At 63.0% G+C, this 19,295-nt stretch carries 22 protein-coding genes; 16 read left to right on the forward strand and 6 right to left on the reverse strand.

Annotation, left to right across the window (positions count from 1 at the left end):
• From FOT55_RS00140 to modC, 6 genes are all read left to right on the forward strand, one after another.
• On the forward strand, window positions 1-1,026 hold the full coding sequence (locus FOT55_RS00140; RefSeq protein ID WP_147822915.1) for a FecCD family ABC transporter permease: 1,026 nt from the start codon (window positions 1-3) through the stop codon (window positions 1,024-1,026).
• Window positions 1,023-1,811, forward strand: a complete 789-nt coding sequence (locus FOT55_RS00145; protein WP_147822916.1) for an ABC transporter ATP-binding protein — start codon at window positions 1,023-1,025, stop codon at window positions 1,809-1,811. Before FOT55_RS00140 ends, FOT55_RS00145 begins: the two co-directional genes overlap by 4 nt.
• Before the next feature lie 146 nt (window positions 1,812-1,957).
• Complete coding sequence (locus FOT55_RS00150) at window positions 1,958-2,107, forward strand: AcrZ family multidrug efflux pump-associated protein (protein ID WP_004939813.1); 150 nt, start codon at window positions 1,958-1,960, stop codon at window positions 2,105-2,107.
• Window positions 2,108-2,265: 158 nt separating this feature from the next.
• Window positions 2,266-3,039 (forward strand): molybdate ABC transporter substrate-binding protein, encoded by a 774-nt coding sequence (modA, locus tag FOT55_RS00155; protein WP_147822917.1) that lies wholly within the window; start codon window positions 2,266-2,268, stop codon window positions 3,037-3,039.
• Window positions 3,036-3,725 carry a molybdate ABC transporter permease subunit gene (gene modB / locus FOT55_RS00160; RefSeq protein ID WP_019454005.1) on the forward strand — a complete coding sequence of 230 codons (690 nt, stop codon included), beginning with the start codon at window positions 3,036-3,038 and terminating at the stop codon, window positions 3,723-3,725. The genes modA and modB overlap by 4 nt, the downstream gene beginning before the upstream one ends.
• Window positions 3,726-4,793 (forward strand): molybdenum ABC transporter ATP-binding protein ModC, encoded by a 1,068-nt coding sequence (gene modC, locus FOT55_RS00165; protein ID WP_147822918.1) that lies wholly within the window; start codon window positions 3,726-3,728, stop codon window positions 4,791-4,793. It abuts the gene before it with no gap.
• A gap of 31 nt (window positions 4,794-4,824) precedes the next feature.
• On the opposite strand, the gene FOT55_RS00170 is transcribed toward modC, so the two are convergent.
• Window positions 4,825-5,643 carry a pyridoxal phosphatase gene (locus FOT55_RS00170; RefSeq protein ID WP_060433834.1) on the reverse strand — a complete coding sequence of 273 codons (819 nt, stop codon included), beginning with the start codon at window positions 5,641-5,643 and terminating at the stop codon, window positions 4,825-4,827.
• A 178-nt stretch (window positions 5,644-5,821) separates the two neighbouring features.
• On the opposite strand from FOT55_RS00170, the gene pgl reads away from it, so the two are divergent.
• Window positions 5,822-6,817 (forward strand): 6-phosphogluconolactonase, encoded by a 996-nt coding sequence (gene pgl / locus FOT55_RS00175; protein ID WP_060432612.1) that lies wholly within the window; start codon window positions 5,822-5,824, stop codon window positions 6,815-6,817.
• A 67-nt stretch (window positions 6,818-6,884) separates the two neighbouring features.
• Here the strand turns inward: pgl and FOT55_RS00180 are convergent, their stop codons facing one another.
• Entirely contained in the window at window positions 6,885-7,367 is a 483-nt protein-coding gene (locus FOT55_RS00180; protein ID WP_025301913.1) for a kinase inhibitor, read from the reverse strand.
• A gap of 32 nt (window positions 7,368-7,399) precedes the next feature.
• Window positions 7,400-8,368: a CDF family Co(II)/Ni(II) efflux transporter DmeF gene (gene dmeF, locus FOT55_RS00185; RefSeq protein ID WP_075200607.1), complete on the reverse strand. Its 969-nt coding sequence runs from the start codon at window positions 8,366-8,368 to the stop codon at window positions 7,400-7,402.
• A 78-nt stretch (window positions 8,369-8,446) separates the two neighbouring features.
• Here dmeF and FOT55_RS00190 point away from each other — a divergent pair, with 78 nt between their 5' ends.
• Both FOT55_RS00190 and FOT55_RS00195 read left to right on the forward strand, forming a co-directional pair.
• Entirely contained in the window at window positions 8,447-8,722 is a 276-nt protein-coding gene (locus tag FOT55_RS00190; protein WP_025301915.1) for a metal/formaldehyde-sensitive transcriptional repressor, read from the forward strand.
• A gap of 2 nt (window positions 8,723-8,724) precedes the next feature.
• The gene (locus FOT55_RS00195) at window positions 8,725-9,126 is read left to right on the forward strand and encodes a YkvA family protein (protein WP_025301916.1); all 402 of its coding nucleotides are present in this window, start codon (window positions 8,725-8,727) and stop codon (window positions 9,124-9,126) included.
• A gap of 4 nt (window positions 9,127-9,130) precedes the next feature.
• On the opposite strand, the gene bioA is transcribed toward FOT55_RS00195, so the two are convergent.
• The gene (bioA, locus tag FOT55_RS00200) at window positions 9,131-10,405 is read right to left on the reverse strand and encodes an adenosylmethionine--8-amino-7-oxononanoate transaminase (RefSeq protein ID WP_049208971.1); all 1,275 of its coding nucleotides are present in this window, start codon (window positions 10,403-10,405) and stop codon (window positions 9,131-9,133) included.
• A gap of 88 nt (window positions 10,406-10,493) precedes the next feature.
• Between bioA and bioB the strand changes: the two genes are divergently transcribed.
• The 4 genes from bioB to bioD are packed head-to-tail and all read left to right on the forward strand — an operon-like array spanning window position 10,494 to window position 14,100.
• Window positions 10,494-11,531, forward strand: coding sequence for a biotin synthase BioB (bioB, locus tag FOT55_RS00205; RefSeq protein WP_025301918.1), 1,038 nt, complete (start codon window positions 10,494-10,496; stop codon window positions 11,529-11,531).
• Window positions 11,531-12,682, forward strand: coding sequence for an 8-amino-7-oxononanoate synthase (gene bioF / locus FOT55_RS00210; protein ID WP_147822919.1), 1,152 nt, complete (start codon window positions 11,531-11,533; stop codon window positions 12,680-12,682). Before bioB ends, bioF begins: the two co-directional genes overlap by 1 nt.
• A complete protein-coding gene (bioC, locus tag FOT55_RS00215) occupies window positions 12,666-13,433 on the forward strand; it encodes a malonyl-ACP O-methyltransferase BioC (RefSeq protein WP_049208970.1) in 768 nt (255 codons plus the stop codon). The genes bioF and bioC overlap by 17 nt, the downstream gene beginning before the upstream one ends.
• Entirely contained in the window at window positions 13,426-14,100 is a 675-nt protein-coding gene (bioD, locus tag FOT55_RS00220; RefSeq protein WP_060447611.1) for a dethiobiotin synthase, read from the forward strand. The genes bioC and bioD overlap by 8 nt, the downstream gene beginning before the upstream one ends.
• A gap of 27 nt (window positions 14,101-14,127) precedes the next feature.
• Here bioD and FOT55_RS00225 read toward each other — a convergent pair whose 3' ends face one another.
• Window positions 14,128-14,850: an ATP-binding cassette domain-containing protein gene (locus FOT55_RS00225; protein ID WP_147822920.1), complete on the reverse strand. Its 723-nt coding sequence runs from the start codon at window positions 14,848-14,850 to the stop codon at window positions 14,128-14,130.
• 458 nt (window positions 14,851-15,308) lie between these two features.
• On the opposite strand from FOT55_RS00225, the gene FOT55_RS25665 reads away from it, so the two are divergent.
• The 3 genes from FOT55_RS25665 to FOT55_RS00235 all read left to right on the forward strand — a co-directional run bounded on the left by FOT55_RS25665 (window position 15,309) and on the right by FOT55_RS00235 (window position 18,342).
• Entirely contained in the window at window positions 15,309-15,431 is a 123-nt protein-coding gene (locus tag FOT55_RS25665; RefSeq protein ID WP_269149641.1) for a hypothetical protein, read from the forward strand.
• A gap of 531 nt (window positions 15,432-15,962) precedes the next feature.
• Entirely contained in the window at window positions 15,963-17,975 is a 2,013-nt protein-coding gene (uvrB, locus tag FOT55_RS00230; protein ID WP_025301925.1) for an excinuclease ABC subunit UvrB, read from the forward strand.
• 100 nt (window positions 17,976-18,075) lie between these two features.
• The gene (locus FOT55_RS00235) at window positions 18,076-18,342 is read left to right on the forward strand and encodes a VF530 family protein (RefSeq protein ID WP_004939783.1); all 267 of its coding nucleotides are present in this window, start codon (window positions 18,076-18,078) and stop codon (window positions 18,340-18,342) included.
• Window positions 18,343-18,348: 6 nt separating this feature from the next.
• Here the strand turns inward: FOT55_RS00235 and FOT55_RS00240 are convergent, their stop codons facing one another.
• A complete protein-coding gene (locus FOT55_RS00240) occupies window positions 18,349-19,266 on the reverse strand; it encodes a gluconeogenesis factor YvcK family protein (RefSeq protein ID WP_025301926.1) in 918 nt (305 codons plus the stop codon).
• Window positions 19,267-19,295 lie beyond the last annotated feature (29 nt).

Below are 19,295 nucleotides of genomic sequence, written 5' to 3' on the forward strand. Positions count from 1 at the left end.
ATGAGCCGGCGGTTACTGCCCGGCCGTGAGGCCGGCTGGCTGCTGTTGCTGGCGGCGGCGCTGCCGATGGCCCTGCTGAGCGCCACCTTGTCGGGGCCTGCGCCGATCGCGTGGCACGACGCCTGGCGCATCGTATTCGGCGTCAGCGGCGGCGCGGCGACCGATGCCGAGGTGTATCAGCGCATCATCTGGTCGCTGCGGATGCCGCGCGCGCTGCTGGCGGCGGTGGCCGGTGCCGGGCTGGCGTTGGCGGGCACCGTGCTGCAGTCGCTGACCCGCAACCCGCTGGCCGATCCCTGGGTGCTGGGGATCTCCTCCGGCGCGGGCGTGGGGGCGGTGACGGTGCTGGTATTGGGGCTGGGGGGCGGCCTGCTGTCGGTGTCCGGCGGGGCGTTTAGCGGCGCGCTGGGGGCGTTTGCGCTGGTGATGTTGCTGGCCGGGCGTTCGCTACAGGGGGAGTCCACGCTGTTTATTCTGGCCGGGGTGGCGGTGACGCAACTGCTCTCCGCACTGACTTCGCTGATCACCCTCTGGCAGGCAGACGCCAACGCCACGCGCGGCGTGATGTTCTGGCTGCTGGGATCGTTCAGCGACGCGCGCTGGCCACAGGTCGGGCTGTGCGGGCTGGCGCTGGCGGCGACGCTGCTGCTTTGCTGGCTGCGGGCGGGTGAGTTGGACGCGCTGGCGTTCGGCGGCGTGACCGCCGCTTCGCTGGGGGTGGCGGTGGCCCCGCTGAAGCTGCTGCTGTATGTGGCGACCACCGCGCTAACGGCGGCGATCGTCGCGTTCAGCGGCGCGGTGGGGTTTATCGGGTTGACGGTGCCGCACGTCGCCCGGCGGCTGGTCGGCTCGCGGCATCGTCAGCTGTTGCCGGCCAGCGCGCTGTGCGGCGCTTTGTTCGCCGTGGCGGCGGACACGCTGGCCAGAACGCTGTTTGCCCCGCGCGAACTGCCGGTCGGCGTGTTGACGGCGCTATTGGGAGTGCCGGTATTCCTGCTGTTGCTGTATCGGAAGGTCAATGCATGACGGTTGAAAAAACGCAATTCGGTCTGTGCGCCGAGGGGGTAAGTTGGCGAGTGGGCGCGCGCACGGTGCTGGAAAACCTCAGTTTCTGCGCCTTGCCCGGTGAGATCACCGGCGTGCTCGGCGTCAACGGCAGCGGTAAATCCACGCTGCTCAAGCTGTTGGCCGGGCTGCAGCCCGCCGGCGGCGGCCGCGTTTGGCTGGAAGGGCGCGAGATCGCCGCGTTTACCGGGCGGGAACGCGCCAGGCGCATCGCTTTTCTCGAGCAATCCGCCCCCGGCACCTTCGCGCTGCCGGTGAAGGAGGCGGTATTGTTGGGGCGGCTGGCCCATATCGGCCGCTGGCGCGGTTTTGGTACCGAGGATCGCCGCCTCGCCGGGCAGGCGATGGAGCAGGTGGGCATCAGCCACCTGGCCGATCGCGATTGGCAGCGGCTGTCCGGCGGTGAACAGCAGCGGGTGCACCTGGCGCGCGCGCTGGCGCAGCAAACGCCGTGGCTGCTGCTGGACGAACCCGCCAACCACCTGGATATCGCTCATCAGCAGCAGTTTATGGCCTTGCTGCGGCGGCTGAAGCTCAGCGTGGTGGTGACGCTGCACGATCTGAATCTGGCGGCCTGTTATTGCGATCGGGTCGCGCTGCTGCAGCGGGGCGGGATCTGTGCGGCGGGCACGCCGCAGCAGGCGCTGACGCCGGAGCACATTCGCGCGGTATACGGGGTGGAGGCCCGGCTGGCGGCGCCCGCCGGCTATGCGCCGCCGCTGATCTATTACCCCGCGGCGGGATGAGATCGGTCAAAAGGGCACGTTTGGCCGATCACAATTTCGCCTCGCTGGCTAAAATAACTCCGGTTTTAGCGATTTTTTTGGGTTAGAATAACCCGATATGCGGTGAAAGGCATTTGCCGCTCAATGGGCAGTTAAGCGAGGCTATCATGTTGGAATTATTGAAAAGTCTGTTATTCGCCGTGGTGATGGTGCCGGTGGTCATGGCGCTCATTCTCGGTCTGATCTACGGTTTTGGCGAAGTGTTCAACGTCTTCTCCAAAGTGGGCCGTTCGAAAGAAAACCGCACCCAGCACTGACCGTTCCCTATCCCGATACCCGTCGGCATCGCCCGGCGGGCATTCCTCAAGTTATCTCACGCTTTGCCGATAAACCGCATGACAAGCTTTCGCGCCGCGTTATATTATTTTTTATATAACGAAGAGTGATAATGCACGTTAACTTGCGGAGAAAAACAATGAAACAGCAATGGACCCAATGGGTTGGCGGGATCGTTTTGGCATCGGGCCTGGTGGCTCAGGCCTCGGCGGCGGAAAAGATCACCGTGTTCGCCGCCGCGTCGCTGACCAACGCGCTGCAGGACATCGCCACCCAATATCAAAAAGGCAAGGACGTGCAGGTGGTTTCCTCCTTCGCGTCGTCTTCTACGCTGGCGCGCCAAATTGAGCAGGGCGCCCCGGCCGATCTGTTCATCTCCGCCGATCAGCAGTGGATGGATTACGCCATCGACAAGCAGCAGATGGTGAAAGACACCCGTTACACGCTGCTGGGTAACGAGCTGGTGCTGATCGCCGCCAAGAGCGATAAACAAGACAAGATCGCCATCGACAAGCAGACCGACTGGGCCAAGTTGCTCAGCGGCGGCCGCCTGGCGGTGGGCGATCCGGATCACGTGCCGGCCGGCATCTACGCCAAAGAGGCGCTGGAGCATCTGGGCGCCTGGCGCACGCTGGAGCCGAAACTGGCGCGCGCCAACAACGTGCGCAGCGCGATGGCGCTGGTGGAGCGCGGTGAAGCGCCGCTCGGCATCGTCTACGGCTCCGACGCGGTCGCCAGCGACAAGGTGAAAGTGGTGGGCGTATTCCCGGAAGACAGCCACAAACCGGTTGAATATCCGATGGCGATGGTGAAAGATCGTCAAACTCCGGCGGTCAGCGCTTTCTATACCTATCTGAAGAGCCCGGAAGCCGCCGCTATTTTCGAACATTATGGATTCACCCCGCGTAAATGATTCTGAGTGAGTACGAGTGGCAGGCGGTTGAGCTGAGCCTGAAAGTCTCCGGTTTGGCGGTGGTCTGCAGCCTGCCGTTCGGCATTCTGATGGCCTGGGTGCTGGTGCGTTGCCGCTTTCCCGGCAAGGCGCTGCTGGACGGCGTCATTCACCTGCCCCTGGTGCTGCCGCCGGTGGTGGTCGGCTATTTGCTGCTGATCGCCATGGGGCGGCGCGGCGTCATCGGCGAGTGGCTGTATGACTGGTTCGGCTTCAGCTTCAGCTTTAGCTGGCGCGGCGCCGCGCTGGCATCGGCGGTGGTGGCGTTTCCGCTGATGGTGCGTGCCATCCGGCTGGCGCTGGAGGCGGTGGATACCCGGCTGGAGCAGGCGGCGCGCACGCTGGGCGCCAACCCGTGGCGGGTGTTTTTCACCATCACGCTGCCGCTGTCGCTGCCCGGCGTCATTGTCGGCGTGGTGCTGGCCTTTGCCCGTTCGCTGGGGGAGTTCGGCGCCACCATCACCTTTGTCTCCAACATTCCCGGTGAAACCCGCACCATTCCGCTGGCGATGTATACGCTGATCGAAACGCCGGGGGCGGAAGCCGCCGCCGCGCGTCTGTGCGCGATCGCCATCGTGCTGTCGCTGGCTTCCCTGATGGTGTCCGAATGGCTGGCCCGCTGGGGCCGCAAACGGATGGGGGTGTAAATGCTGGAGCTGGATTTCTCGCAGCAGCTGGGCGACCTTAATCTCAACGTCCGCGCCGATTTGCCGGCGCAGGGCATCACCGCGATTTTCGGCCTGTCCGGCGCGGGTAAAACTTCATTGATCAACGCCATCGGCGGCCTGACCCGTTTGCAACAGGGGCGTATCGCGCTCAATGGCCGCACGCTGGTGGATACCGTCACCGGTCTCTGCCTGCCGCCGGAAAAGCGCCGTATCGGCTATGTATTTCAGGATGCGCGCCTGTTCCCGCATTATCGGGTGCGCGGCAACCTGCAGTACGGCATGGCGGCCGGCATGCGCGCGCAGTTCAATACCATTGTCGAGCTGTTGGGCATCGGGCCGCTGCTCAATCGGCTGCCGCTGACGCTCTCCGGCGGTGAAAAACAGCGGGTGGCGATCGGCCGCGCGCTGCTGACCGCGCCGGAACTGCTGCTGATGGACGAACCGCTGGCCTCGCTCGATCTGCCGCGCAAACGCGAGCTGCTGCCGTATCTGGAGCGGCTGGCGCAGGACGTCAACATCCCTATCCTCTACGTCAGCCACAGCCTGGACGAGATCCTGCGTCTGGCCGAGCAGGTGATGGTGCTGGATCGCGGCGAGGTGCGCGCGTTCGGCGGACTGGAAGCCGTCTGGGCCAGCAGCGCGCTGCGGCCGTGGCTGCAGCGTGAAGATCAGAGCAGCGTGCTGCGCGTCAGCGTGATTGAGCATCATCAACGCTATGCCATGACCGCGCTGGCGCTCGGCGATCAGCGGCTGTGGGTCAGCGGCATCGACGCCGAACTGGGCACTCAGCTGCGCATTCGCATCAATGCCGCCGACGTCTCGCTGGTGCTGCAACCGCCGGTCAACAGCAGCATTCGCAACGTTTTGCCGGCCAAGGTCAGCGAGTGTCTGGACGTGGGCGGGCAGGTGGAAGTGAAGCTGGCGGTCGGGGAACACGTGCTGTGGGCGCGCATCACGCCGTGGGCGCGAGACGAACTGGCGATCCGCCCCGGGCAGTGGCTGTACGCGCAGGTGAAGAGCGTGTCGATCAGCCGCGAGAGCCGCTAAGACAGGCCCTCCCGGCGGGAGGGCGAAAAGACTAGAGTACGCGGGTGCGGATCACCTCGGCGATGCCCGGCTGCAGGTTATCGGCGATCACCAGATCGGCGCGTTCCTTGATCGCGTCATCGGCGTTGCCCATCGCCACGCCCAAACCGACCGCTTCCAGCATGCTGATATCATTGTAGTTGTCGCCGAACGCCACCACCTGATCCATGCTCAGTCCCTGCGATTCCACCCATTGGCGCAGGCGCTTGCCTTTGCTGTTGCCGCCTTTGGCGATATCCACCTGATCGTGCCAGGACCATTCGCACGCCAACCCCAGCTCTTTTTCCACCGTGTCGGCAAACTCGCGCAGCGCAGGAATATCGGCGTGCGAGGTGGCGAATTTCCAGATCGCCTGCGCGTCGTCGGCCGCCTGCGCCAGGCTGCCGACCTGCAGCAGCGTTGGGCGCTGTGCCGCCGGCAGGGTTTCGGCCCAGGCCAGCGAGCGGGTCACGTGGCCGCTCGGTTCCTGATACAGCATGGCGTCGTCAACGTACATCAGCCCGTGAATGTCGGTCTGTTTGAGCATCTGCAGCACCTGTTTGGCCTGATCTTTCGCCAGCGGATCGGCGGCCAGCACCTTTTTCTGCTGAAAATCATACAGGTAGGTGCCGTTGCAGCAGATGGCCGGCGTGTCTATCTGCAGCGCCTGGTAGAACGGATGGATGGCGACGTGATGGCGGCCGGTGACCACCACCACCTGGACGCCGGCGGCGCGCGCCAGCGCCAGCGCTTCCAGCGACTGCGGTAAGATGCGTTTTTGATTGTCCAGCAGGGTGCCGTCAAGATCGAGGGCGATGACGCGGTAGCTCATAGGGTTCTCGTTATCGTTAGCCATAAAATTAATCCGATGGTACACCGGATAGCCAACGGAGAAAACCGCGTGAACATCCGGTGCTAAGCAGGGTTGCCATGCGACGGATGTGCGGTAAGCTAGGAGCAATCGAACGGCCTGAAACCGGTTCCTCTTTTACCCTTTGCAAGGAGAACACATGAAGCAAATCGTTTATGTCGCCAGCCCGGAGAGCCAGCAGATCCACGTCTGGCAGTTGGACGACGCGGGCGCGCTGGCGCTGCTGCAAACCGTTGACGTGCCGGGCCAGGTGCAGCCGATGACCCTTCATCCGGACAAGACCCACCTGTACGTCGGCGTGCGTCCGGCGTTCGGCATCGTCAGCTACCGCATCGAGGCGGACGGCACGCTGCAGCAGGCCGGCATGGCGCCGCTGCCGGGCAGCCCGACCCATATCTCCACCGATCTGCAGGGGCGTTACCTGTTCTCCGCCTCCTACAGCGGCAACTGCGCCAGCATCAGCCCGATCGGCCATGACGGCGTGGTGACGGCGCCTATTCAGCAGATTGACGGCCTGAACGCGCCGCACTCGGCGAACATCGATCCGACCAACCAGCTGGTGCTGGTGCCGTGTCTGAAAGAGGACCGCATCCGCCTGTTCAACCTGAGCCTGACGGGCCAGCTGACGCCGCACGTGCAGGAGGCGGTGGATATCGCCGCCGGTGCCGGTCCGCGCCATATGGCATTCCACCACAACGATAAGTTCGCTTACTGCGTCAATGAGCTGAACGGCACGGTAGACGTGCTGGCCATTTCGGAAAACGGCGGCAAATACACCGTGACGCAAACACTGGATATCATGCCGGCCGACTTCGACGGCACCCGCTGGGCGGCGGACATTCATATCACGCCGAACGGCCGTTTCCTGTACACCAGCGATCGCACCGCCAGCATTCTGACCCTCTTCAGCGTTTCCGAAGACGGCGGCACGCTGAGCGTGGTCGGCTATTATCCGACCGAAACGCAGCCGCGCGGTTTCAATATCGATCACAGCGGCCGCTTCGTGATTTCGTCCGGCCAGAAGTCCGATCACATCGCGGTGCATGAAATTGACCAGGCCAGCGGCGAGCTGACCACGCTGGCACGTTATCCGGTGGGCAAAGGCCCGATGTGGGTCAGCGTGCTGGCGAAGTAATTCGGCGGTCAGACGAGTATGGAAAAAGCGCGGTTCGGTTGAGCCGCGCTTTTTTATGGGTGGGAGATCAGTTGAACATCACTGTCAGCGTGGCGCTGCCGAGGCTGTGGAAATGCACGTTAAAGCCCACCAGCGCGCCGCTGGAACCTTCATCCACCTCAATGCTTTCTACGTCCAGCGCATGCACGGTGAACTGATAGCGGTGGCTTTCGCCATTCGGCGGCGCTGCGCCGCCGTAACCGGCTGAGCCGAAGTCGGTACGGGTTTGCAGCGCGGCGCTCGGCAGCGGCGCTTTACCGGAGCCTGCGCCCTGCGGCAGCTCACGCACGTCGGCCGGAATATTGGCCACCACCCAGTGCCACCAGCCAGAGCCGGTCGGGGCATCGGGATCGTACAGGGTGACGACGAAGCTCTTGGTGCCGGCGGGCACGCCGTCCCAGGCCAGGTGCGGCGACAGGTTATCGCCGTGGTAGCCCATGCCGTTGAAGACCTGCGTCTGCGGCATTGTGCCGCCGTCCTGCAGATCGTTGCTGTACAAACGAAAAGCCATAATGACTCCCAGTTGTCGATAAACGCGGACCCTTAAGCTAGATCTTTTCGGTGGAACAATACAACCCCTTGCGCCAACGGCGGACGGTTGATCTCGACGGTGACATGCACCAGTTCGGGATGTGTGGCCAACAGTTGGCGCACCCGATCGGCGGTGAGGGCGCGATCGGCGCTGCTCAGGGCGAGGACGCAATGATATTTTCCTTTGCCGATGCGGCCTACATGCAGATCGGTCAGCGTGAGCGCGTGGCCGGAAGCGGCCAGGGCCTGGCGGATGTCTTGCGCCACGGGGGCGTCCATTTCGGCATCCAGCAAAATCTTTCCGCTATCGCGCATCAGGCTATAGGCCCAGGCGGCCACCATCGCCGCGCCGACGATGCCCATCAGCGGATCGAGCCAGGCGGCGCCCCAAAGCTTACCGCCGAACAGCGCGATGAGCGCCAGTACCGAGGTGGCGGCGTCGGCGAGCACGTGAACATAGGCGGAACGCAGGTTGAGGTCATGATGAGTGTCGTCGTGGTCATCCCCGTGATGATGATGATGGCCGCCACCGCGCAACAGCCAGGCGCAGAGCAGGTTGACGGCCAGCCCGATCGCGCCGATGGCGATGGCTTCGTTGTAATGAATCGGGCTGGGATTCAGCAGCCGCTGCCCAGACTGAAACAGCATCAGCGCCGCCACCAGCACCAACAACACCGCGCTGGTGTAACCGGCCAGCACTTCGATCTTCCAGGTGCCGAGGCTAAAGCGGCGATCTTTGGCCAGCCGGCGTGCGGCGCCGTAAGCCAGCACCGACAGGCCCAGCGCCAGCGCGTGCGAACTCATGTGCCAGCCGTCGGCCAGCAGCGCCATCGAGTTAAACAGCCAGCCGCCGGCGATCTCGATAGCCATCATACTGGCGGTGAGTATCACCGCCCATCTGGTGTTTCTTTCGGCCAATGGGTTACCATCGTCAAAAACGTGGCTGTGTTCGCGGTGCAAAACGGGCGCGTGAGACGTCATGGTGAAGTTCCTCAGCAAAAGATAGTGTGCTGAAATATACTATACCCCAGTATAGTAAATAACAATCAGGCGGAAATGATGAGCCATACCCACAGAGATCAAAAGAAGCTGTTGGCGCGGGTGCGCCGCATTAAAGGGCAGGCCGAAGCGCTGGAACGTGCGCTGGAGAGCGGTGGCGAATGTTCGGCTGTTCTGCAGCAGATCGCGGCGGTGCGCGGCGCGGTCAACGGTTTGATGGCGCAGGTGCTGGAAGGGCATGTGCGCGAACATCTGGCTGCCGCGGACGCTACGCCGCAGCAGCGCGAGCAGGACATCGAGCAATTGATGACCGTTTTACGTTCTTATATGAAGTAATCATGATTTCACTGAAAAAACGCACGCCGTGGTTCGGCTGGCTGCGCCGTTGGGCCAAAGGCATCAAGCGCGATATTTACGCGCTGTGGCTGGCCGCCCGTGATAAGCGCACCCCGTGGTACGCCAAGCTGATCGCGCTGCTGGTGGCCGGCTATGCGATCTCGCCGATCGATTTGATCCCGGATTTTATTCCGGTGTTGGGCTATCTGGACGATGTGATCATCGTGCCGTTGGGCATCATGCTGGCGGTTCGCCTGATCCCCAAGCCGCTGATGGCCGAGCTGCGCGAGAAGGCGCAAAAACGCGTCGACAACCCCACCGGCCGCATGGCGGCGGCGATGATCATTTTACTCTGGCTGCTGTGCCTGGGGTTGCTGGCCCGCTATCTGGACCAGCATTGGTAAGGCATTAACGCGCGGCGGCGGCCACGGCGGCGGTCAGGCGGCTGAGCTGTTCCGCTTCGATGATGTAAGGCGGCATCAGGTAAATCAGCTTGCCGAACGGCCGGATCCATACCCCGCGCTCGACGAACCCGCGCTGCAGCTCGGCGACATTCACCGGTTCGCGCATCTCCACCACGCCAATCGCCCCCAGCACCCGCACGTCCGCCACCTTCGGCAGCGCCGCCAACGGCAGCAGTTCCTGTTTCAGCTGGGCTTCGATGGCGCTCACCTGCGCCTGCCAGCGATTTTCCGCCAGCAGCGCCATGCTGGCGTCCGCCACCGCGCAGGCCAACGGATTGCCCATAAAGGTCGGGCCGTGCATAAAACAGCCGGCCGCGCCGTTGCTGATGGTCTCCGCCACATGGCGGGTGGTCAGGGTGGCGGACAGGGTCATGTAACCGCCGGTCAGCGCCTTGCCCAGGCAGAGAATGTCCGGCACCACCTGCGCGTGCTCGCAGGCGAACAGCTTGCCGGTGCGGCCGAAGCCGGTGGCGATCTCGTCGGCGATCAGCAGCACCCGATGGCGATCGCACAGCTCGCGCACCCGCTTGAGGTAGGTTGGGTGGTAGATGCGCATGCCGCCGGCGCCTTGCACCACCGGTTCCAGGATCACCGCCGCCACTTCACCGGCGTGCTGCTCCAGCAGCGCGGCGAACGGTGCAATATCTTCTTCACGCCATTCTTCGTCGAAGCGGCACTGCGGCGCGGTCGCGAACAGGTGCGGCGCCAGATAGCCCTGATAGAGGCTGTGCATCGAGTTGTCCGGATCGCAGACCGACATCGCGCCGAAGGTATCGCCGTGATAGCCGTGGCGCAGCGTCAGGATGCGCTGCCGGCGCTCGCCGCGCGCTTGCCAGTACTGCAGCGCCATCTTCAACGACACTTCCACCGCCACCGAACCGGAGTCCGCCAGGAACACGCACTGCAGCGCCTCTGGCGTCATTTCCACCAGCCGACGGCACAACGAGATGGCGGACGGATGGGTAATACCGCCGAACATCACGTGTGACATCTTCTCCAACTGCTGGCTGGCGGCCTGATTCAGGTGCGGATGGTTGTAACCGTGGATCGCCGCCCACCAGGAGGACATGCCGTCCACCAGACGCCGGCCGTCCGCCAGCTGCAGTTCGACGCCGCTGGCCGATTCGATCGGGTAACAGGGTAACGGGCGGCTCATGGAGGTGTAGGGGTGCCAGATATGGCGTTGGTCAAACGCCAGGTCGGAAGCGGTCACAGACATACTTGTAAACCAAATTGAATTAAGATTGGTTGACAGTATATCCACAATATTTAAACTGGCGACACTTTTTCGTTTTGGAGACGCCATGATGGCCGACCGCATTCACTGGACAGTAGGGCAAGCCCAGGCCCTGTTTGATAAACCGCTGCTGGAACTGCTGTTCGAAGCGCAAACCGTACACCGCCAGCACTTCGACCCGCGTCAGGTGCAGGTCAGCACGTTGCTGTCGATCAAGACCGGCGCTTGCCCGGAAGACTGTAAATACTGCCCGCAGAGCTCACGCTACAAGACCGGCCTGGAGTCGGAGCGGTTGATGCAGGTCGAGCAAGTGCTGGAATCGGCACGCAAGGCCAAAGCGAACGGCTCGACCCGTTTTTGCATGGGCGCGGCGTGGAAGAATCCGCACGAGCGCGATATGCCTTATCTGCAGCAGATGGTGCAGGGCGTGAAAGCGATGGGCATGGAAACCTGCATGACGCTGGGCACGCTTGACGGCACTCAGGCTGAACGGCTGGCGGAGGCCGGGCTGGATTACTACAACCATAACCTCGATACCTCGCCGGAGTTCTACGGCAGCATCATCACTACCCGCAGCTACCAGGAACGCCTGGATACGCTCGACAAGGTGCGCGACGCCGGCATCAAAGTGTGCTCCGGCGGCATCGTCGGGCTGGGGGAAACGGTGCGCGATCGCGCCGGGCTGCTGGTGCAGCTGGCTAACCTGCCGAAACCGCCGGAGAGCGTGCCGATCAACATGTTGGTGAAGGTAAAAGGCACGCCGCTGGCGGATAACGACGACGTCGATCCGTTCGATTTCATCCGCACCATCGCGGTAGCGCGCATCATGATGCCGTCCTCTTATGTCCGCCTTTCCGCCGGCCGTGAACAGATGAACGAACAGACGCAGGCGATGTGCTTTATGGCCGGCGCCAACTCGATCTTCTACGGTTGCAAGCTGCTGACCACGCCGAACCCGGAAGAAGACAAGGATCTGCAGCTGTTCCGCAAGCTGGGGCTGAACCCGCAGCAGACCGCCACCGAACATGGCGACAACCAGCAACAGCAGGTGCTGGCTAAGCAGCTGCTGAACGCCGATACCGCCGAGTTTTACAACGCGGCGCTGTGATGAGCTGGCAACAACGTATCGAACAGGCGCTGGCAGAACGGCGTCTCAACGCCGCCTACCGTCGGCGACAGACCACCGAGGGCGGCAACGGCCGCCAGATCCGGCTCGGCGATCGTCTCTATCTGAACTTCTCGGGCAACGACTACCTGGGGCTGAGCCAGGATACGCGGGTGATCGCCGCCTGGCAGCTGGGCGCGCAGCGTTACGGCGTCGGCAGCGGCGGGTCGGGCCACGTCACCGGCTTTAGCGTGGCGCATCAGGCGCTGGAAGAGCAACTGGCGGCGTGGCTCGGCTATCCGCGCGCGCTGCTGTTCATCTCCGGCTATGCCGCCAATCAGGCGGTGCTGGCGGCGTTGATGCAGAAGGGCGATCGCATTTTGGCCGATCGCCTCAGCCACGCCTCGCTGCTGGAGGCGGCGGCGCAGTCGCCGGCCGAGCTGCGCCGGTTCCAGCACAATCAGCCGCAGGCCTTGGCGGATCTGCTGGCCAAACCCTGCGACGGGCAGCGGCTGGCGGTGACCGAAGGGGTGTTCAGCATGGACGGCGACGGCGCACCGTTGGCGGAGCTGCATCGCTTAACCCGCGCGGCGGGCGCCTGGCTGATGGTGGACGATGCCCACGGCGTCGGCGTGCGCGGTGAGCAAGGCCGCGGCAGCTGCTGGCAGCAGGGCGTGCGCCCTGAACTGCTGGTGGCGACCTTCGGCAAGGCGTTCGGCGTCAGCGGCGCGGCAGTGCTGTGCGATGAGGCGACCGCCGAGTATCTGCTGCAGTTCGCCCGCCATCTAATCTACAGCACCGCAATGCCGCCGGCGCAAGCCTGCGCGCTGCAGGCGGCGCTGGCCTGCATTCGCGAGGGCGATGAACTGCGTGCCCGGCTGCAGGACAACATTCGGCGTTTCCGTCAGGGCGCGGCGCCGCTGGCGCTGACCCTGACGGATTCCGACACCGCCATCCAGCCGCTGCTGGTGGGGGATAATCAGCGCGCGCTCGATCTGGCGACCCGCCTGCGCGAGTGCGGACTGTGGGTGAGCGCCATTCGCCCGCCGACGGTGCCGCCGGGCGGCGCGCGGCTACGCATTACCCTGACGGCGGCGCATCAGCCGCAGGATATCGATCGCCTGCTGGAGGTGCTGAATGACGTCAGCCAATGACACGGTGAACAAACAGGCGGTCGCCTCGGCCTTCAGCCGCGCGGCCGGCAGCTACGACGCCGCCGCCGCGCTGCAGCGTGATGTTGGCGAGCGCTTACTGGGGATGGGGAGTCCCCATCCGGGCGAGCAGCTGCTGGATGCCGGCTGCGGCACCGGCTATTTCAGCCGCCTGTGGCGCGAGCGCGGCAAGCAGGTGACCGCGCTCGATTTGGCGCCGGGCATGCTGGAGGTCGCCCGCCAACGGCAGGCGGCGCACCATTATCTGCTGGGCGATATCGAACAGGTACCGCTGCCCGATGCGGCGATGGACATCTGTTTCAGCAGCCTGGTGGTGCAGTGGTGCAGCGATCTGCCCGCCGCGCTGGCGGAGCTGTATCGCGTGACCCGCCCCGGCGGCGTGATCCTGTTTTCCACGTTGGCGGCGGGATCGCTGCAGGAATTGGGGGACGCCTGGCAACAGGTGGACGGCGAGCGCCACGTGAACGCCTTCCTGCCGCTGGCGCAGATCCGCGCCGCCTGTGCTGAATACCGGCACGAGCTGGTCACAGAGTTACGCACCTTGAACTACCCGGACGTGATGACGCTGATGCGTTCGCTCAAGGGCATCGGGGCGACGCATCTGCATCAGGGGCGCGAGGGCGGCCTGATGTCGCGAGGCCGTCTCGCCGCGTTGCAGGCGGCTTACCCGTGCCGGCAGGGGCAGTTCCCCCTCAGCTATCATCTGGCTTATGGAGTGATTTATCGTGATTAAACGTTGGTTCGTGACCGGCACCGACACCGAGGTGGGGAAGACCGTTGCCAGCAGCGCCTTGTTGCAGGCCGCCAACCGGGCGGGCTACCGCAGTGCCGGCTATAAGCCGGTGGCCTCCGGCAGCGAGATGACCGCCGAGGGGCTGCGCAACGGCGACGCGCTGGCGCTGCAGGCCAACAGCGGCGTGGCGCTCCGTTACGACGAAGTGAACCCTTACGTTTTTGCCGAACCGACCTCGCCGCATATCGTCAGCGCCGATGAAGGTCGGCCGATCGACGCGGCGCGGCTGTCCGACGGCCTGCGCCGGCTGGAGCAGCGCGCCGACTGGGTGCTGGTCGAAGGCGCCGGCGGGTGGTTTACCCCGCTGTCGGCGGAGTACACCTTCGCCGACTGGGTGCAGCAGGAACAATTGCCGGTGATCCTGGTGGTGGGCATTAAACTGGGCTGCATCAACCACGCAGTGCTGACGGCGCAGGCAGTGCAACAGGCGGGGTTGACGCTGGCCGGTTGGATCGCCAACGACGTGGCGCCCCCGGGGCGGCGGCATCAGGAATACCTGGCCACGCTGCGCCGCATGCTGCCGGCGCCGCTGCTGGGTGAAATACCACACCTGCCGCAGGCCGAACGGGCGCCGCTGGGGGAGTATCTGGATATCAGCCTGCTATAAACGCTCAATGAGGGGGGGTTCTCTCCCTCATCCTTCTTCTTGCCCTGCCAGCCCGGCGCCGATCAGCGCCTCATCCAGCTGCGCCAGCGCGCCGTGCGCCACGGTGCGACCGCTATCGAGCAGACAAAAACGATCCGCCACCCGGCGCACGAACGGCAGCTGATGCTCTACCAGCAAAATGGTCATGCCCAACTCATAGTTGAGCCTGCGGATCACGTTGCCGATGTCGGCGGCGATCGAGGGCGGTACGCCCGTTGTCGGCTCGTCGAGGATCAGTAGCGCCGGCTCCTGCACTAGCGCACGACCAATCGCCAACTGGCGCTGAGCGCCTTCGCACAGATCGCCGGCGCGGCGGGTACGCATCTGGCGCAAATTGGGAAACAGGCTGTAGATCAGCGGCGGAATGCGGCGAGGGGCACCGCGCACGGCCATCTGCGCCACCTGCAGATTCTCCTCCACGCTCAGCTGCGAGAAGAGTTGCCGCCCTTGCGGGACGTGGCTGATGCCGAGTGCGGCGCGGCGCTCCATCGGTTGCAGCAGCAGATTTTGCGGCGGCTGATCCGCGGGCTGCCAGGTCATGCTGCCGCTCACCACCGGCACATGCCCCATGATGCAATTGACCAGCGTGGTCTTGCCCACGCCGTTGCGCCCAAGCAGCACGGTACACTGGCCGCGCGGCAGCTCCAGGTTGATGTCCCACAGGGTATGATTTTGCCCGTAAAATTGATTGACCGATCTCAGGCTCAGCATTTGGCATTCTCCTCATAGACACAGGCGCCCATCCACTCGTTGGTGGGGTGCAACAAAGGCCGCATTGGCGGTTGATTTCCCGAGTGTGGCAATGTCTGGAACAAAATGCCGTCCATCCGATTCACCTGAGCAATGTCTGCGGTGGACGGAAAGACAGTCAGTATGTCGTGAAAAACGACGTTTATGACGACTTGGTGTCGTTCTCGCGCTTTTACGAGGGGTAGCCAGGCGGCGGTTGCACGCCGCATTCGGCAGCGCATTATGCTGTCGCGCCTCGTTCGCACGCTGAAAGATAAAGCAACTCCCAGGCCAGTTTTGCTACTGGCCGAAAAGGGGGGATGTTATCGCTTTGTTAACCCTCTGCCAGGCCTGATGCGCTCTGCCGCGGTGGCCTGAAAATACGCCGAGAAGTTAACCCGGACGTTTTTTGCACTCTTGTGGTGCCCTTTGGTGAGGACATGGTGCAAGGCATTGCGTCGCCGTCAAGAGCGATCCGCGAGAAAGAGGCCGATGCGATTTTGGCAATGGGGATTTTTAGTATTAATCGGCATAAACAAAGCGATATTTTTATGAAAAAATAACTAAAAAAGCCATTTTAGCGGGTGTAAAGGGCGAAAAGCTTTCTTTCCGTAACTCCCGCCCCGGGCGGGACGGTGAGAGTTATCCACTATTCCTGTGGATAACCTTGTGTATTAGATTTAGAAAAACGCTGTAAAGCGAGAGCGGACGCGGGTTGTGTTCGCTTTGCCCGCATTCTCGTCTTTTTATTAAAACTGTTATATATCAATATATTAACTAAAATCAAGACGCAGGGGTATTGATCAGGTCTCTATGTATGATTTTTCGACGCGGTGCTATCAATAAGTTAATTCGCGGCAAGTTCTGGGGATAAATCTGTTATTGACAATAAAAATGTCACCCGGCTGTAACGTCACGGTGCAACGACATTGCCGCAGTGCCGGGTGCAGCGACGAATCCGCTTGAAGCTGGTTTTATATCCAGTATCATGGGCACTGGCGCAAATCGCCGACACTTTCCATAATTAGGGGCCATATCCGGCGCAGAGCCGGCTGGCCGCCTGAGCGCGCGCATCTCCACAGGGTAGCCGAGCAATGAGTAAACTTTTCAAACTGCATTCCGAGTTCAAACCGGCCGGCGATCAGCCGGAAGCCATCCGCAAGCTGGAAGAGGGGCTGGAAGACGGCCTGGCGCACCAGACGCTGCTGGGGGTTACCGGTTCGGGCAAGACGTTCACTATCGCCAACGTGATAGCCGATCTGAATCGGCCGACCATGGTACTGGCGCCGAACAAGACGCTGGCGGCGCAGCTGTACGGCGAAATGAAAGCGTTTTTCCCGGAGAATGCGGTGGAGTACTTCGTCTCCTACTACGACTACTACCAGCCGGAAGCCTACGTGCCCAGCTCCGACACCTTCATTGAAAAAGATGCTTCGGTGAACGAGCACATCGAGCAGATGCGTCTTTCCGCCACCAAGGCGCTGCTGGAGCGGCGCGACGTGGTGGTGGTGGCGTCGGTGTCGGCGATCTACGGCCTGGGCGATCCGGATCTTTACCTGAAGATGATGCTGCACCTGACTCAGGGCATGATCATCGATCAGCGATCCATTTTGCGCCGCCTGGCGGAGCTGCAGTATTCCCGCAACGATCAGGCTTTCCAGCGCGCCACCTTCCGCGTGCGCGGCGAGGTGATCGATATCTTCCCGGCGGAATCAGACGAGCTGGCGCTGCGCGTCGAACTGTTCGATGAAGAAGTGGAACGGCTGTCGCTGTTCGATCCGCTGACCGGGCAGATTGAGCAGGTGGTGCCGCGTTTTACCATCTACCCGAAATCGCACTACGTGACGCCGCGTGAGCGGATCATGCAGGCGATGGAAGAGATCAAGGTTGATCTGGCGGACCGCCGCAAGGTGCTGCTGGCCAACAGCAAGCTGCTGGAAGAGCAGCGCCTGACGCAGCGCACCCAGTTCGATCTGGAGATGATGAACGAGCTGGGTTACTGCTCGGGCATCGAAAACTACTCGCGCTATCTGTCCGGGCGCGCCGAGGGCGAGCCGCCGCCGACGTTGTTCGACTACCTGCCGGCGGACGGCCTGCTGGTGGTCGACGAATCCCACGTCACCATTCCGCAGATCGGCGCGATGTTCAAGGGTGACCGCGCGCGCAAGGAAACGCTGGTGGAGTACGGCTTCCGTTTGCCGTCGGCGCTGGACAACCGCCCGCTGCGCTTCGAGGAGTTTGAGGCGCTGGCGCCGCAGACCATCTATGTTTCCGCGACGCCGGGCAAATATGAGCTGGAGAAATCCGGCGGCGATCTGATCGATCAGGTGGTGCGGCCGACCGGGTTGCTGGATCCGATCGTGGAAGTGCGGCCGGTCGCCACCCAGGTGGACGATCTGCTCTCCGAGATCCGCAAGCGCGCGACGATCAACGAGCGCGTGCTGGTGACCACCCTGACTAAACGCATGGCGGAAGACCTGACCGAATACCTGGAAGAGCATGGCGAGCGCGTGCGCTACCTGCACTCGGACATCGATACCGTGGAACGGGTCGAAATCATCCGTGACCTGCGTCTGGGCGAGTTCGACGTGCTGGTGGGCATCAACCTGTTGCGTGAGGGGCTCGACATGCCTGAGGTGTCGCTGGTGGCGATTCTGGACGCCGACAAGGAAGGCTTCCTGCGTTCCGAGCGTTCGCTGATCCAGACCATCGGCCGCGCGGCGCGTAACCTGAACGGCAAGGCGATCCTGTATGGCGATCGCATCACCGATTCGATGGCCAAGGCGATCGGTGAAACCGAGCGGCGCCGCGCCAAGCAGCAGGCCTACAACGAAGCCAACGGCATCGTGCCGCAGGGGCTGAACAAGAAGATCGGCGACATTCTGCAGATCGGCCAACCGGTCAACCGCACCAAGAGCAAAGGCAAGGGCAAGGCGGTGGAGGGCGGCGCTCAGCTGCAGAACCTCACGCCGAAAGCGCTGGATCAGAAAATTCGCGATCTGGAAGCGCAGATGTACACCCACGCGCAAAACCTGGAGTTCGAGCAGGCGGCTGCGCTGCGCGACGAAATCCACCAGCTGCGCGAGCAGTTCATCGCGATTTCCTGACCGTTGGACGGCGCCCGCGCCGTGGGCGTCAAAATTCCTTGTCGGCCGCGCCAAAGCTGTTATGGTGTGCGGCCCGATTTGACCACGAAGAGTACCGAACATGAGCCAACACCAGTCTAAAGACCCGCTGCACGGCGTAACGCTGGAGCAACTGCTGAATAAACTGGTGGATCACTACGGTTGGTCCGAACTGGGCGCGCGCATTCGCATCAACTGCTTCCGCAGCGATCCGAGCATCAAGTCCAGCCTGAAGTTTTTGCGTCGCACGCCCTGGGCGCGCAAAGAGGTGGAAGATCTGTATATCGATATGGTCAGCCATCCCGCCCCAGCCAGCGATAATCCCTGGCTGCGCGGGCGAGACGGTTAAATTCGGTCAGCGGCGCGCGGCCAGCTCCACCAGCGCGTGATCCAGCGCCTGGCGCAGCAGCTGGCGATCGTGGCGGTAGGGGATGTCGCTCGCTTCCAGCGGTTGCTGAATCACCACCCGATCCTGCACTTCACTGGCATCCACCGCCGGGCCGACGATCAGCGCATCGATCATCCGGCGGCCGATCTTCTCTTCCATCAGCGTCAGCTTATCCTTTAACGACAGCGCCGCGGCGGCCACGCTCAGCTCGCGGCCGAGGTTGCCGATATAGATCATGCTGGCGCTGCTGCGGCGCAGCGCCTGGGTGAGATCGTCCAGCAGCAGCAGTGGCATCAGGCTGGTGAGGAAGCTGCCCGGCCCGATCAGGATCACGTCGGCCTGTGCGATGGCGTCCAGCGCTTCGCGCGTGGCGTTGACCGGGGGCGACAGCATCAGCTCCTGCGGCATGTGGGCCAGTTGATCGACATTCACTTCACCGTAAACGTGATTGCCTTCGTGATCGTGCGCCATCAAATCCACCGGCTGCTCCGACATCGGGATCAGCGCCGCGTCCACCTTCAGCAAGCTGCGCACCAGATTGATCGCTTCCAGCGGGCGCACGCTCAGGTGATCCAGCGCTTTCAGCATCAGGTTGCCCAGGTTATGGCCGGCCAGTTCGCCGTTGCCGCTGAAACGGTATTCGAACATCGCCGAGGCGACGCTCGGTTCGGTGATCAGCTGGTTGAGACAGTTGCGGGTATCGCCCCAGGCAATGCCGCCTTCCGAACGGCGGATGCGGCCGGTGGAACCGCCGTTGTCGGTGGTGGTGACGATGCCGGTCAGGCGGGAGCCTAAGGACGACAGGGCCGACATCACACGGCCCAGGCCGTGTCCGCCGCCCAACGCCACCACGCGGTCGAGATCGGCCAGGGTACGATTACGCATAAATTTCCTTACAAAGGGTCTGAACTGCC

The organism is Serratia bockelmannii (genome assembly GCF_008011855.1).
In the GTDB taxonomy this organism is placed as follows: Bacteria; Pseudomonadota; Gammaproteobacteria; order Enterobacterales; family Enterobacteriaceae; genus Serratia; species Serratia bockelmannii.